A 13,916-nucleotide genomic window follows, 5' to 3' on the forward strand; every position below is an offset into this window, starting at 1 on the left:
ACTTATAGCAAAATGGAATTAGAAACAGGACACGTCTAAGTTTATACATTTGAAAATTCTATAGACAATATGTAAAGACCCCCAGTTGAGAATTCGTGGATTTACCTGTACACTAGAATAAAAAAACAATCAACTTCTAACAGGAATTACCACACTCAATTGGAGGTCTTATATGTTTCATTTTACCACACTTTTCATCGGAATGGATGTTCACAAAGAAAGTTTTTCACTCTGCTATTATGATATGATGGCGAATCAATTCAAACATAGCACTAAAGTTGGTCCAAATGTTAGCTATATTGTGAACTATGTGAATGAGCTTCGTCGTTTATATGGTCAAGATGCAGAAGTGTTATGTGGCTACGAAGCCGGATGTCTTGGATTTACCCTATATCACCAGCTACAAGCTCACGGGATTCCCTGTATCGTGATGGCGCCTACAACGGTGATGAAGGAAGGATCTAAGCGTGTTAAGACTGATAAAAAAGATGCAGCTCAACTCGCAAAAGCTCTGGCCTTTCGTAGCTATCGGCCTGTTCATATTCCTACTGTTGAGGATGAACAAGTCAAAGAATATATCCGCATGAGAACAGACCACAAAGTGGCTCTGAAGAAAATCAAACAACAAATTCTTGCCTTCTGTCTCCGACATGATTTTCGCTATACCGAGGGAAGCAGTAATTGGACACAGAAACATGTCCGCTGGCTCCGTTCCCTAAATCCTGATGGACTTTATGCAGAGATTTTGACAGAATATCTATTGACCTATGAGAAATTAGTAGATCAAATAGAACGGTATGATGCACGAATTGAGCAACTGGGTCAAAGCGACAGTTACCAAGAGAAGGTCTCACGGCTTTCTTGCTTTATTGGCATTAAAACACTAACTGCTCTTTCCATTGTGACAGAAATCGGTGATTTTAATCGCTTTGCGACAGCTCAACATTTTGCTTCTTATCTTGGGCTAACTCCTAGCGAAAATTCTAGCGGCGACAAGGAGAGAAGAGGTGCTATCACCAAAGCTGGGAATAGCCATGTGAGACGACTTCTGATAGAAGCTGCACAATCATTGGCTAAGGGGACGATTGGGTATAAATCCAAAGAATTGAAAAGGAGACAAAGTGGAAACCGAGTGGAGGTGATTGCTTATGCGGATAAGGCTAATGAACGCTTAAGAAGACGTTATCGCACACTTGTTCTAGGAAAAAATAAGAAACAAAATGTTGCTAAAACAGCTATTGCACGAGAATTGTCTGGTTTTATTTGGGGGATGATGACAGGAAGAATAGCTTGAAGTTAGCGCTTGTTTTCATGTACACTTTTGACCATTAAGTTTTATCATCGCAGAGCGATGAGGAATCCCTATTTCTATCCAAAATCACTGGGTGAATTTGGACAGAAATAAGGATTGAAATCATGTTTGAATGGAAAGTATCTTGAAGGAGTTTAGGACTTCAAGGTTTGAGTCATCTACGAAATGACTAAGTGGCACAATTGTGATCCACGCTTATAGAGAGTAGGACTCGCGGCAGAACCATTGACCTGTAGGTAACCAATCCACGAATATCAGAGTGGCCAATGCCCGAAGCTAAGAACTAGGCTCTTTCTAGATACTTTTCATTTTTTAATCAGTTCGATTGTTTTTACTTGACAAAGGGCTTTACATATCAGTTATTTGAATTAACTTTGATACATCGTCACTTTCGGCTTGCCGTACTCTGCAGAAGTGACTTGCTTTGCAAGTTATATCTCCAACCTAGCACAGCCACTAGGCTGTGCTAGCAACCTGCACCTCAGTTCCTTGTCTGAAAGCTAATTCATTCGACTATAATATCTAAAAATGCGAAAGTAGAAGGGTTCTATCTACATCTGACTTTCCTAGTCTGATTTTGATTTTCATTGAGTACTACTTGCTCGTTAATGTTCGCTTTATGAAAAAATTTGCTAGATAGGCTATAATATATCTAGTAGTAAGTAGCAGAAAGGAGTATCCATGTTAATTTTTCCCCTAATCAACGATTTATCCAGAAAAATTATTCATGTAGATATGGATGCTTTTTTTGCTGCCATTGAGGTCAGGGATAATCCTGCTTTGAAGGGCAAACCTGTTATCATTGGGGCTGACCCAAGACTATCTGGCGGTAGAGGAGTGGTGTCTACCTGTAGCTATGAGGCACGTGCCTTTGGCATTCACTCGGCCATGTCCTCAAAAGAGGCCTATGAGCGTTGTCCGCAGGCGATTTTCATTTCTGGCAATTATGAAAAATATCAGGAAGTTGGGCGACAGGTTCGAGAAATTTTCCATCGCTATACTGATTTGGTGGAGCCTATGTCCATCGATGAGGCTTACTTGGATGTAACAGAAAATAAGCTTGGAATTGGCTCAGCGGTCAAAATCGCTAAACTCATTCAATACGACATCTGGAATGAACTCCATTTGACAGCTTCCGCAGGTGTTTCCTACAATAAATTTTTGTCAAAAATTGCCTCGGATATGGAAAAACCGCATGGGCTGACCCTGATTTTGCCTGAGGATGCTGTTGGTATTCTCGCCTCCCTGCCTGTTGAAAAATTTCACGGTGTGGGGAAGAAGACGGTGGAACGCCTGCATGAGATGGGGGTCTACACGGGGCAAGATTTGCTAGATGTACCAGAAATGGCCTTGATAGATCGCTTTGGGCGCTTTGGTTATGATTTGTATCGGAAGGCCAGAGGCATTTCAAATAGTCCTGTCAAAACCAATCGGGTACGAAAGTCTATCGGTAAGGAAAGAACCTATCGCAAACTTCTTTATCGGGAGGAGGATGTCCTGAAAGAACTAATCAGTCTCTGCCAACGGGTCGCAGCCAGTTTGAAACGAAATGAAAAACAAGGGCGAACCATTGTTCTGAAAATCCGCTATGGAGATTTTTCAACCCTGACCAAGCGACATAGTTTGGAAGAAGCGACCAATCAAGCTCACGTAATAGAGAAAGAAATCCGTCAGCTTTTTGAAGAAGTTGGACGGGCTGAGAAAGGTGTTCGCTTGCTAGGAGTGACCGTTACCAATTTTATGGAAGGAGAAAGTAGAATTGCAAATTTCGAGTAGATTTACCATTGCTAGTCATATCTTGGTCTTGCTGGCCTTGGAGGGAGAAAAGGAAAAACAGACCAGTACCAGCATTGCAGGCAGTGTAGGTGTCAATCCAGTCATCATCCGCAATATTCTGTCCCAGTTGAAAGAGGCTGGTTTGGTTCAGGTGGCGCGTGGTGTAGGTGGCGCACGCTTGGCCCAAGCTCCAGATAAAATTACCCTCCTTCAAGTCTATCAGGCTGTAGAGTTATTTGGAGAAAAGGGGAAACTTTTTGGCTTTCATGAACAACCCAATCCAGCCTGTCAGGTCGGCCGCTCTATCCATCCCCTGCTAGATAGCCGTTTGGAAAATGCTCAGTCGGCTCTGGAAAAAGAGTTGGGACAAACAACCATTGCTGATTTATTGGCAGAATTATAGGTATTTAATCATCCTTGTGATGATTTTTTTAATTTTCGAGCTGTAACAATTGACATTACAACCGAAATGATTTATACTTACGTTGTAAGTAAAGTTATTACAATGAAACAAGTGAGGTATCAATATGAAAATTGCTATTATTGCAGCGAATGGTCAAGCAGGTCAAACTATTGCAAAGGAAGCATTAGAACGTGGTCATCAGGTGACGGCTATTGTCCGTTCTGAAAATAAAAGCGTAGCCCAAGAAGTAATCCAGAAGGATGCTTTTGCTCTTACCAAAGAAGATTTGGCTGGCTTTGATGTGGTTGTCAACGCCTTTGGTGCTTGGACACCAGAATCGCTGCCAGATCACAGCCGTCTAGCAAGCCATTTGACAGACTTGCTTGCAGGGACATCCACTCGTCTCTTGATTGTCGGTGGTGCAGGCAGTCTTTATTTAGACGAGAGCCAGACAGCTATGCTGAAAGATACACCAGATTTCCCTGCGGACTACCTGCCAATCGCTGAGGCTATGGGTGCTGGTCTAGACCTCTATCGTCAGGCGACAGCAGTTAACTGGACCTATATCAGCCCGGCAGCCGATTTTGATGCAGAAGGACAAAAAGCAGGTGCCTACACTTTGGCTGGCGAGGTTTTCCAAGTCAATGCCCAAGGTGAAAGCTATATTAGTTATGCCGACTATGCTGTGGCTTTGGTTGACATTGCGGAAAAAGGTGGCTACCAGCAAGAACGCATTTCGGTTTTTGCATCATAAAATAGTAGAAAGATAGTTCCCATCGTGGAATTATCTTTTTTATTTTTTGATTTATATAGTATAATAATATGTACAAAAGAAAAAAGGAGTTCCCTATGATTCACTTAATTTGTCCCAATCCAGCCCTAGATCGCACGCTTCTTGTGGAAAAGATTGAAAAGAACATTCCCCTCCGTCCGTCGGAAGTCAGGGATTATCCTGGTGGAAAGAGTTTCAATGTAGCCTATGCACTTCGAGAAAATGGAGTGACAGACTACACTATCCATACCATTTTAGGTGGGCAGATTGGTCGCTACATTCAGGACCTCAATGTCCAAAAGGGAAATCAATTGCAGGTCGTTGAAAATAATCAGAACACAAGAACCTGCAATATTTACGTAGAAACCAGTACAGGCGATGTAGTACTATTTTATGAAAAAGGTTTTGAACTAACAGAGGATTTGCTCAACCAATTCACTCAGCAGATTGAAAATAGCCTGCAAGCTGGCGACATCCTAGTCTTTTCAGGTAGTCTGATGAAGGGGATGCCGGATGATTATATTCAGCGATTTATTGAAAAATACCCAGAGGTACTAACCATTGTGGATACCAGTGGACCAGCCTTACAAGCCGCCTATCAAGCTCGCCCAGCCTTGATTAAGATCAATAATGAAGAGCTCAAGGACATCTATCCAGACTTAGATGAGGAAAGTCCAGAGGATATTTTGCGGATACTAAAAGAAGTAACGCCGCATGAGAATATCATCATTACCATGGGAGGCAAGGGGAGTCTAGCTAAGATTGGTCAGCGCTTCTTCCGTATCCAGTCGCCTAGGAAAGAAACGCGCAATCCCATTGCCGCAGGGGATTTCTACCTGGGCTTGCTAGTCAAGGGAATCAGTCAAGGTCAAGACCCTGAGATTTTCTTGAAAGAGGCAGCAGCCTTTGCAACTGCTAACTGTCTTAACTACTTCCCAGAGGTTGAAGAGAGACAGTTTGTAGAGTTAGTAGAAAAAGTTATTTTGGAAGAAATCAATTAATCGGAGATGATGAACAATATTATAGAAGAAAGATTACATCTAGACCAGCTATCAATCCAAATTAGGCAAATTTTATGAAATGTTTCTAGAAGGTTTCAATGTTTCAAGAAAATGAAGTTAATATAAAAAATAGGTAAATTCTCAAAGTAAGTTCTAGTTCCCGTCCTTCCAGAAGTTACTCTGAGAAAACTGCATAAAACCAACAGAATTTAGTCTCAGACTAAGTTCTGTTTTTGACTAAAAATGTTGATAATAGTGAGTTTTAAGGTTGAAAATGTTGAAAAAAAGGGTACACTAAAGTTACTGGCTCTGAGACGTCTCAAAGTAAGTTCTAGTTATCTGGAATTTGGGATGGGACAAGTTCCTTTCTATTTTGAAATTATTTTCTGATAAAAACTAGCGATTACTTATCTAATAATCGAGGTGATTGGATGACGTTTTCAGGGTCAATTTTAGAGATACCCAAAAGTGTTGCCAATTCTTCACCGTAGGTAAATGTAAAGAGTTCATAGGCCGATTTTCCGTTGAAAGAAGCCCGTTTGACGCTGTTGACATGCGAACAAACTAGGTTGATATCCTCCTGTGTCAAGTTGTCAAAACTAGTTCCCTTAGGAAGAATGTCTCTGATAAGTGTGTGATTCTTCTCAATTCTCCCCTTCTGGTCAGAACGATTTGGGTCACAGAAGAAGAGTTTAGATTCTCCCCGAACATCCATTTCGATGTCGTCCACTCTGGCGAATTCACCGCCATTATCGGTCAGAATGACAGGAAATAGTTCGCAGAAGTCCATCTCTTTCTGATGTAGGTCATTCTTGATAGCGTAGAGATGTTTAGCGACCTCATTAGCTGTTTTATTATCAAGTAATCGAGCGAAGATAAAGTTACAGAAGGAGAGGTTAAAGGTGAGAAGTACCTTTCCTCCAATCCGTCCAGTAACGGTGTCCATTTCTAGCCAATAGCTGATTCCTTTCTCTGTGAGAAAGCGTTGGAAGTCCTCGTAAGACCGTCCTTCTTTGGCAGTTTTAGGAATGGGTTGTAGGTTTCTGGTTCTCCGCTTTCTGAATTTCACGACACGGGGGAAATCAATGGGCTTTGTGGACAGATAGCCTTTTTCAAGGTATCTGTAGATAGAAGCTCTGGATGCCGAAAGTTCGTTTGAGGCGATGATGTGGTTGAGGTGTTGTCCCTTTTGGATGGCTGAAGAGACAATCTCGTCCATACGATAGAATTCTTCCTTGTTTAGTGCAACACCTGTTCTCGAGTCTGAGAGCTTAGCTTCATAATCAAGCTGAGCTCTTTTTGCGTAGTAGAACTGTTTCTGGTATCCGCAGTTGCTTCTCTTTTTCGGACAGGCATTACAAACGTATGGAGCCTTTTTGAGTAAAGGGCAGGCCTCACAATTGGAAGTACTAGAGTTCTCTTTTATCACTCTATTTCTCCGAACTTCTTTTGAAATTGTGGACGGGTCTTTTCCTAACTTAGCTGCTATAGCTGAGAAGGTCTTAAGTTGTTCAATTCCTATTTGAATATCATTGCGATCAGAGAGAGTTAAGTGTTTGTTTTTCATTGTCAGTTACCAACTTGTCCCATAGTAAGTTCTACCTTATTTCTTTGTCTCAGTCTAATTTCCAGTTTTTAAGACAGACTAGAACTTACTTTGGGAATTTAGCTATAAAAAAATTTTTAAAAAAATCTTAAAAAAGGGTTGACATAGATAAAAAGTTAATTTATAATATGAGTATCTGCAAGGGCAGAAAACTATATATAGAAAAACAAAAGGAGTTTTTTATCATGAAAAAAAACATTCGTAACATTGGCTACAGTTGCAGCTTTGGTTGCAGCTACAGCACCAGTTGCTACTACTTTTGCTAACAACAACTCAGCATTCAATACTAGCTCAAAAGTTGATGCAAAAGCAGCTCAAATTGGTCGCGACTATCAAATCCAACTTGGTAAAGTTGAATTGGCTCAAGCAGCAGCAGCAGCAGCAGCAGAAACACTTGCTAACAAAACAAACGACTTGATTGCTTCTGAAGAAGCTGTTCGAGCTGGTGAAGCACAAGTTAAGACTGCTAACAAAACTGCTGAAATCCTTCTTCAACAAGCTAAACAACAATCATACTCTACTCCAGAAGAAGCAAGTCAAAAATTGGTTGAAGCTGATGAACAAGGTAAAGCTCTTGTTGCTCAAGCTAAAAGTACTCTAGAAGAAGCTAAAACTAACCTTGAATACACTCAAGGAGTTGTTGCTGAACTTAAAAAAGATGCAGACGCTAAGCATGCTGTACTTTTGGAAGAACAGGCTAAATTGGCTCAACTTGAGCAAGCATGGTTGAACGCTGGTGGTAACCCAGAAAACCCAGGTAACGCAGCTCCAGCAGCAGATGCAGCAGCTAACGGTAACGGTAAAGCAGCAGCTAAAACTGTAGCAGCAGCTAAAACTGAAACTGGTGCTAAAACACTTCCAAAAACAAGCGCAGCTAAATAATTAGTTCAAGCTTAAGAATTTAAAGTTGCCTATTTCAGGCAACTTTATTTTTTATAGGTGATATGAAAAATGAAAAAATTACAAAATAATAAACTGATTTTAGCGCTCTTGAGCCTGCTGGCCGTCTTTACGATTGCAATCGGAGGATTCTTCCTTATTAATGGCGGTGGCTCATCAAAAGGCACTAGTAGTAACCCAACATCAACAGTCCAGTCAACCTCATCTGGAGCTCAAGCTTATCAACTCACAGATGAAGAGAAGAAAAGTCTAACGGAGCAGTTTGATGGCTTAAAAGCGATTAACAGCGATACCATTGCCTATGTTTATGGACCTGGTACAAAATTGGACGAGCCTGTTGTACAAACGACTGATAACTCAACCTATCTATCAAAATTATTTGACGGTTCAGGTGAAGATCCATTCATGGGTACTGTTTTCATGGATATGGACAACAAGAGTGATTTCTCAGATCAATTGACTTGGCTTTTCGGTCACGCTCGTGGTTCAAAGGTTCCAGATAGCCGTATGTTCAACGATGTTAACTACTATGATGACCAAACATTCTTTAATGAACATCCATTCGTTGTCATCCGTACTCCTGAGAAGATTCACTATTATCAAGCTGCATTCATGATTATCGTCCCTGAAAGTACAGCCTTCTATCGTACAAGCTTTGACAACAATCAGCAGTTCGTTGAGCAATTGACAGCTGTCCGCGAAGGTGCCGTTACCAAAAACGACGCAATTACGATTAATGAATCAGACAAATACGTTGTCTTGTCTACTTGTCGTGAAGATGACGTAACGATTCGTGCTAACCTCTACCTTCGTGAAGTACCAGAGTCAGAACTAGCTGACTTCGTTGCTACAAATAAAGACAAACTTACCTACGTACCAACTCGCTAAGAGCGATACGAAACATCTGAAAGAATATCTTTCAGGTGTTTTTTTGTATTGAAATCATCTCGAAATACGAAAATAGCCGCTAGACCATTTTCTAGCGACTGTATTATGCTTTGAATCCTCCATATATTCGGTTTGGAAATCGTGTTGAAAATCAGTAACGTTATCTAGAATGAAGTTGGTAGCAATAGAGATATAGTTAAATGAAACAAAATCAGTACATTTATGATATAATCCCGTCTTTGACAGTTTTACAAGACAAAAAACCTCCCTAACCCTATGCATATCAAGGGTTTAGCGAGGTTTTCTTTTTATATCAAAAATGCGTACTTTTTCTCGATTTTGACGATTGTAAAATTTTTTTCATCTTTTTTTCGCTTAGAATTTGATAATCACTTCTGAATCCAAATGTCTGATGCAGCTGGTCAGTAATAGCCGTCCGAGTGTAGTTAGGTAGATAACCAAAACCAGGCAGATACTTAAAGGTGTATGAACGTAAGGTTTCAATGAGTTCAGTACATGTGAATTGCTTCTGAACCGCCAGCTCTAAGTAACGATAGAGTATAAGAGCAAGAAAGCAAGTTGTAAAGTGAGCAGAAATGCGATCTTCTCGACTTAAATAAACTGGTCTAGCTTTCAATTCATGCTTCATAATACGGAAACATTCTTCAATTTCCCATCTTCTCTGATTAATGGAAACAATGGTCTCAATCGTATCGTCTAAGTTTGTTGTTACCGCATAAATTCCATCAAATCTAGCTTCAGAAACAATTCGTTCTTCATCCAACTCAATAAACGTTTTCTCAGCTATTTCTCCATCCCTTGTTGTCTCTGTTACTTTTAGGAAACGCTTAGGATCTGTAGATTGTTTCTTCTTGTAGTCAGCTGGTTTTCCAATCCATTTTGAGGCACGTTGAATCTGGCGTTCGCGTATCTTTCTTTGGTAATCTCTGTATTTAGCTGAGAAGGTTACAATCAATCGTTGGTCTTCTAGCCCATCTTGTGGTAAGGGGCATTCTTTGTAAAAGACTTGTCTATAGAGAAAGTCTTGATTACTTTCATCTAGTGCAGAAATATCATAGAATGTCTCGGACTTATCTCCCATCAACCGCCAACCTGTAGAAGCTGTAGCCCAGTCTTTGTCTTCTTTCTTTAACTTTTTGATAGATTGAGTTGTGACAAAGGCTCTCCCGCTGATATTATTGTAGCGTTTGTTTCCAATAGAAGATAGTCCAGCATCTGTACAGACCACAAATTGAGCTTTTTCAAAATCCTTGATAATCTTCTTCTCCAAAGGTTTCATAGTCGTTTGTTCATTCGTATTACCAGGTGTGACGGAGAAAGCTAATGGAATTCCTTGAGAATCCATAAACAGCCCCATTTGAACGATTGGATTCGGTCGATGTTCCTTAGAATAGCCATATTGTCTCAGTTGCCCCTCCTCATCTTCTTCCTCAATTTCGAAATAGAAATTTGTACAGTCGTAATAGAGGACATCAGTTTTACGAGAGGAAAGTGCAGTTGAGTTTTTATAGAGTTGTTCTTGAATAAAGTCAGTTTCTTTGGCAATAATTTCTAATCCTCGGTAGAGGTGCTGGAGTTCCAGAGTTTTAGGTTCTAGGAGAGTTTGTGAAAAATGAGCAGTAGACCGTTTAGAGGATGGGAATAGGATTCTGCCGTAGAGGAGACGAGAAAGAATGGTATCTAAGTGAAAACTAAAGTGATACCTCTTCTGAATATCTTGACAGATTTTATCCAATCCCAACTGATAATAGATATTCTGTAGAAATAAATATCCCCCATGATATTCATTTCGTTGATTTTGTTTCAACTGTTTATTCTCATGAAGTTTGACTAATATTTCTTGTTTATCTTCTTTATCAAGTTCGGTTAACTCTTTAGCCCGCAATTTTGCCCATTCCATTGGTTCCATTTCGGGATGTAGCTGTTGAAGAGTTTCATGATTGCCGAGATTTTCGACAATGGTTGATGTCCGTTTGTTTCCGACCTTGATATCTTTGATAATGGCATAGTTGATAGTATTTTTAGATACTGATTTTTTAACTCTCATGGATTCGCACCTCACTCTATTATACCACAGTACGAGAAAGTACGCAATAAAAATGTGCGAGAATTTGACAAAAAAATAGCGTCACATCAACGTTTGTGACACTTTTGGTGGTTTCAAACTGTCAAACTCCCGGGTATTATGCTTTGAATCCTCCATATATTCGGTTTGGAAATCGTGTTGAAAATCAGTAACGTTATCTAGAATGAAGTTGGTAGCAATAGAGATATAGTTAAATGAAACAAAATCAGTACATTTATGATATAATGTATTTATGGCATATTCATTAGATTTTCGTAAAAAAGTTCTCGCATACTGTGAGAAAACCGGCAGTATTACTGAAGCATCTGTTGTTTTCGATATTTCACGGAACACCATCTATCAATGGCTAAAATTAATGGAGACTACTGGCGAACTTCATCATCAAGTTAAGGGAACCAAACCAAGAAAAGTGGATAGAGATAAATTAAAGAATTATCTTGAAACTCATCCAGATGCTTATTTGACTGAAATAGCTTCTGAATTTGACTGTCATCCAACTGCTATTCATTACGCTCTCAAAGCTATGGGATATACTCGAAAAAAAAGAGCAGCACCTACTACGAACAAGACCCTGAAAAAGTAGAACTGTTCCTGAAAGAATTGAATAACTTAAGCCACTTGACTCCTGTTTATATTGACGAGACAGGGTTTGAGACATATTTTCATCGAGAATATGGTCGCTCTTTGAAAGGTCAGTTGATAAAAGGTAAGGTATCTGGAAGAAGATACCAGCGGATATCTTTAGTGGTAGGTCTCATAAACAGTGCGCTTACAGCTCCAATGACATACAAAGATACTATGACTAGCGACTTTTTTGAAGCTTGGTTCAAAACGTTCTTACTCCCCAATTTAGAGACACCATGCGTTATCATTATGGATAACGCAAAGTTTCATAGGATGAGCAAGCTAAAAGATTTATGCGAAGAGCAGGGGCATAGACTGTTACCACTTCCTCCTTACTCACCTGAGTATAATCCTATTGAGAAAACATGGGCTCATATCAAAAAACACCTCAGAAAAGTATTGCCGAATTGCGATAGTTTCCTTGAGGCACTTTTGTCCTGCTCTTGTTTCAGTTGACTATAGTTTCCGCAGGAATCCTAGCCTTCAACATCCGTTTCAACGTTTTGATCTTTTCATTTCTGATGCCCTTCTCTTTACCTTCATCATATTTGATCTGCATGGTTTCAAAGTAGTTGACTGCGTTAGTTTTCGTATTCACCCCATTCCTTTAAACTAATTTTTTTCCGTAAAACTTTCACTTCTTCAATAGGTATATTCATTACGAGTGCTATGTTTTCGTCAGAATTTCCAGCCTGAAACATAGCAAGAAGGATTTCTTGAGTTTTTTGCTCAATTCCTATTTTTACACCTTCCTTTTGCCCTTCTTCATATTTAATCTGCATGGTTTCAAAGTAGTTTGCAGCGTTTCGGTTCCACGTATGAATCATTTCTTGTTCCTCCCTTGTCCAATTTTTGATATTCAACAGATATTCAGCCTTCTGAATGACCCTGATTTGTTTTTGGCTAAATTTTCTATTAGCGAAAAATTCCAACCATAGCTGTTGTTTGGTATTGATTTTTCCATGTCCAAGTTTTTTTCAATTCCACGATAACCATCTCAAAAGGGGTTCTTAACTGTTTGGAATTGTCAAAAGAAAGTTTCAAAGCCTGCCCCGTTTCGGAATCTGAGATGACAAATGAACGAACAGGTCGTTTATCATCAAAGTAGTTGCTTCCTACTAAGGCAATACCATAAACGGGTTGGATTTTATCGTACATTTCGTGGGTTTTTGCGACTTTTTGTCGGACATTTGGTAGATTTTTACCAGATGTTGGCAAATGTAGATCCACAATCGTTTCAAAAATCCTTGTTGGTGTGCAACTTGAATTTCAATAATGACCTGTGTATCGTCCTCTAAAGAGGCAAGTACATATACAGTAGTGCTAAAATAACCTTCCTGTTCGATTTTTAAGTCAGCCACCGTACCATTCAGAATGGTGACTTTTTGGGGACGGAAGCCTAGAAAGGCTTCGATGAATTCAGTGGTTACTTCTGAATCACTGAATACTTTTTTGGCAGCTATATCCATCATTGGGTTGATACGTTGTCTTCTTCTGCTCATTAATTTCTCCGAATTCATTTGATAGAGGATGGTCCTCATAGTACATATTCGAAAAATAGAGCAACTTTACCTAAGTAAATTATAGCACAACTAATCCAATTTTTTGATAATCTTAAACAAAAAACTGCTAGAATAGTTGTCTAGCGGGCTGTTAGATTCTTATGGTATATTTGTTTGGTGACTATCAAAGACTGGTATTTCCTTCATACATAAAAAGCGAACTGAGGTTGTTCAGTTCGCTTAAATGGTTATTCGGCTTTTTCGAGTGTTACCAACACTTTGGGTTCGGATACTAGGTCATATTTTGCTTCGATTGATGAATCAAAAGGATTTCCCCACATAACAACCTTGTATTGTCCACCTTCTAGGATAAATCCTGGTGCAATTCTTCCTCCTAATCCAGTCATTCCAGGGAGAAGAGCCGAATATTCCCCCTCTGCCTCGCGGATTAGGTAGTGGTTTGGAGCATATTCAACTAGATCTGTAACTCGGGCTGTGTAGGTATGGATGAGGTGTTCTCCTTCCTCGTTTTCACTAAGTCGAAAATCTTCATAAGTAGTAAAGGTACCGTCTGCGCTGATAGTTACCTCAATATTACGCGCTTGTTGGCTACTTCCTTGCCATTTTCCAACTAGACTGTCGGGAATAGTGGTAGCTGGTAGGGTTAGGAGCTGAGTGTGAGTCGTTTCGGTGCTTAGGACACTTTCTTCGACTTGAGAGTTCTGAGTTTCCTGGTTTTGTTGACTAGCCTCTGCTGATGAATTGGCTTCAGTTGTAGTTTCTTGGGAACTAGCAGGCTTGGAGGAACTAGTCTGCTTGGTGCTTGCTTGGGTCGTTTTACTGGTGGTTGCTTCTGTCAAGCTTTTTTGTTTTTTTGCTGAACAAGCTGTCAATAGACAGGTTACAGAGAGCAACAATACTGAGTAGTTGAATATCTTTTTCATTTGTTCTTACCTCCGCTTATAAACAGAGTATAACAAATAAAAACAAGTTCGTCAACACAAAATTGTAATGTTTGTAACATT

Annotated in this window: 15 protein-coding genes; 8 read left to right on the top strand and 7 right to left on the bottom strand. The window is 39.8% G+C overall.

The features are described 5' to 3' along the window. The first annotated feature begins 172 nt into the window (after nucleotides 1-172). The 5 genes from CWM22_01275 to CWM22_01295 all read left to right on the top strand — a co-directional run bounded on the left by CWM22_01275 (nucleotide 173) and on the right by CWM22_01295 (nucleotide 5,264). The gene (locus CWM22_01275; GenBank protein AUC90656.1) at nucleotides 173-1,294 is read left to right on the top strand and encodes an IS110 family transposase; all 1,122 of its coding nucleotides are present in this window, start codon (nucleotides 173-175) and stop codon (nucleotides 1,292-1,294) included. Between the two features lie 699 nt (nucleotides 1,295-1,993). After that, on the top strand, nucleotides 1,994-3,088 hold the full coding sequence (locus tag CWM22_01280) for a DNA polymerase IV (protein AUC90657.1): 1,095 nt from the start codon (nucleotides 1,994-1,996) through the stop codon (nucleotides 3,086-3,088). Then, the gene (locus tag CWM22_01285) at nucleotides 3,072-3,491 is read left to right on the top strand and encodes an Rrf2 family transcriptional regulator (GenBank protein ID AUC90658.1); all 420 of its coding nucleotides are present in this window, start codon (nucleotides 3,072-3,074) and stop codon (nucleotides 3,489-3,491) included. The genes CWM22_01280 and CWM22_01285 overlap by 17 nt, the downstream gene beginning before the upstream one ends. Nucleotides 3,492-3,615: 124 nt before the next feature. Beyond that, nucleotides 3,616-4,245 (top strand): NADH-flavin reductase, encoded by a 630-nt coding sequence (locus CWM22_01290; GenBank protein AUC90659.1) that lies wholly within the window; start codon nucleotides 3,616-3,618, stop codon nucleotides 4,243-4,245. Nucleotides 4,246-4,340: 95 nt separating this feature from the next. Further along, the gene (locus CWM22_01295) at nucleotides 4,341-5,264 is read left to right on the top strand and encodes a tagatose-6-phosphate kinase (GenBank protein AUC90660.1); all 924 of its coding nucleotides are present in this window, start codon (nucleotides 4,341-4,343) and stop codon (nucleotides 5,262-5,264) included. Nucleotides 5,265-5,667: 403 nt separating this feature from the next. On the opposite strand, the gene CWM22_01300 is transcribed toward CWM22_01295, so the two are convergent. Beyond that, nucleotides 5,668-6,831 (bottom strand): IS30 family transposase, encoded by a 1,164-nt coding sequence (locus CWM22_01300; GenBank protein AUC90661.1) that lies wholly within the window; start codon nucleotides 6,829-6,831, stop codon nucleotides 5,668-5,670. Nucleotides 6,832-7,077: 246 nt separating this feature from the next. On the opposite strand from CWM22_01300, the gene CWM22_01305 reads away from it, so the two are divergent. Then, nucleotides 7,078-7,752, top strand: a complete 675-nt coding sequence (locus tag CWM22_01305; GenBank protein AUC90662.1) for a hypothetical protein — start codon at nucleotides 7,078-7,080, stop codon at nucleotides 7,750-7,752. Nucleotides 7,753-7,821: 69 nt separating this feature from the next. After that, entirely contained in the window at nucleotides 7,822-8,658 is an 837-nt protein-coding gene (srtB, locus tag CWM22_01310) for an SrtB family sortase (GenBank protein ID AUC90663.1), read from the top strand. Nucleotides 8,659-8,971: 313 nt separating this feature from the next. Here srtB and CWM22_01315 read toward each other — a convergent pair whose 3' ends face one another. Together CWM22_01315 and CWM22_01320 are read right to left on the bottom strand one after the other, a co-directional pair. Continuing rightward, on the bottom strand, nucleotides 8,972-10,579 hold the full coding sequence (locus CWM22_01315; protein AUC92818.1) for a transposase: 1,608 nt from the start codon (nucleotides 10,577-10,579) through the stop codon (nucleotides 8,972-8,974). A 228-nt stretch (nucleotides 10,580-10,807) separates the two neighbouring features. Next, complete coding sequence (locus CWM22_01320; GenBank protein AUC90664.1) at nucleotides 10,808-11,101, bottom strand: hypothetical protein; 294 nt, start codon at nucleotides 11,099-11,101, stop codon at nucleotides 10,808-10,810. Here CWM22_01320 and CWM22_01325 point away from each other — a divergent pair. Next, a protein-coding gene (locus CWM22_01325) for an IS630 family transposase (protein AUC90665.1) occupies nucleotides 10,998-11,845 on the top strand; the annotation gives its coding sequence in 2 pieces (ribosomal slippage) (nucleotides 10,998-11,301 and nucleotides 11,301-11,845; 849 coding nt in all). The genes CWM22_01320 and CWM22_01325 overlap by 104 nt on opposite strands. 125 nt (nucleotides 11,846-11,970) lie before the next feature. Here CWM22_01325 and CWM22_01330 read toward each other — a convergent pair. The 4 genes from CWM22_01330 to CWM22_01345 form a co-directional block, all read right to left on the bottom strand. Next, entirely contained in the window at nucleotides 11,971-12,321 is a 351-nt protein-coding gene (locus CWM22_01330) for a hypothetical protein (protein ID AUC90666.1), read from the bottom strand. Further along, on the bottom strand, nucleotides 12,305-12,547 hold the full coding sequence (locus tag CWM22_01335) for a hypothetical protein (protein AUC90667.1): 243 nt from the start codon (nucleotides 12,545-12,547) through the stop codon (nucleotides 12,305-12,307). The genes CWM22_01330 and CWM22_01335 overlap by 17 nt, the downstream gene beginning before the upstream one ends. Next, nucleotides 12,508-12,891, bottom strand: a complete 384-nt coding sequence (locus tag CWM22_01340; GenBank protein AUC90668.1) for a hypothetical protein — start codon at nucleotides 12,889-12,891, stop codon at nucleotides 12,508-12,510. Before CWM22_01340 ends, CWM22_01335 begins: the two co-directional genes overlap by 40 nt. A 248-nt stretch (nucleotides 12,892-13,139) precedes the next feature. Further along, the gene (locus CWM22_01345) at nucleotides 13,140-13,835 is read right to left on the bottom strand and encodes a hypothetical protein (GenBank protein ID AUC90669.1); all 696 of its coding nucleotides are present in this window, start codon (nucleotides 13,833-13,835) and stop codon (nucleotides 13,140-13,142) included. Between the last annotated feature and the right edge of the window lie 81 nt (nucleotides 13,836-13,916).

Origin of the sequence: Streptococcus suis (genome assembly GCA_002831545.1) — a bacterium.
Lineage (GTDB): Bacteria > Bacillota > Bacilli > Lactobacillales > Streptococcaceae > Streptococcus > Streptococcus suis_P.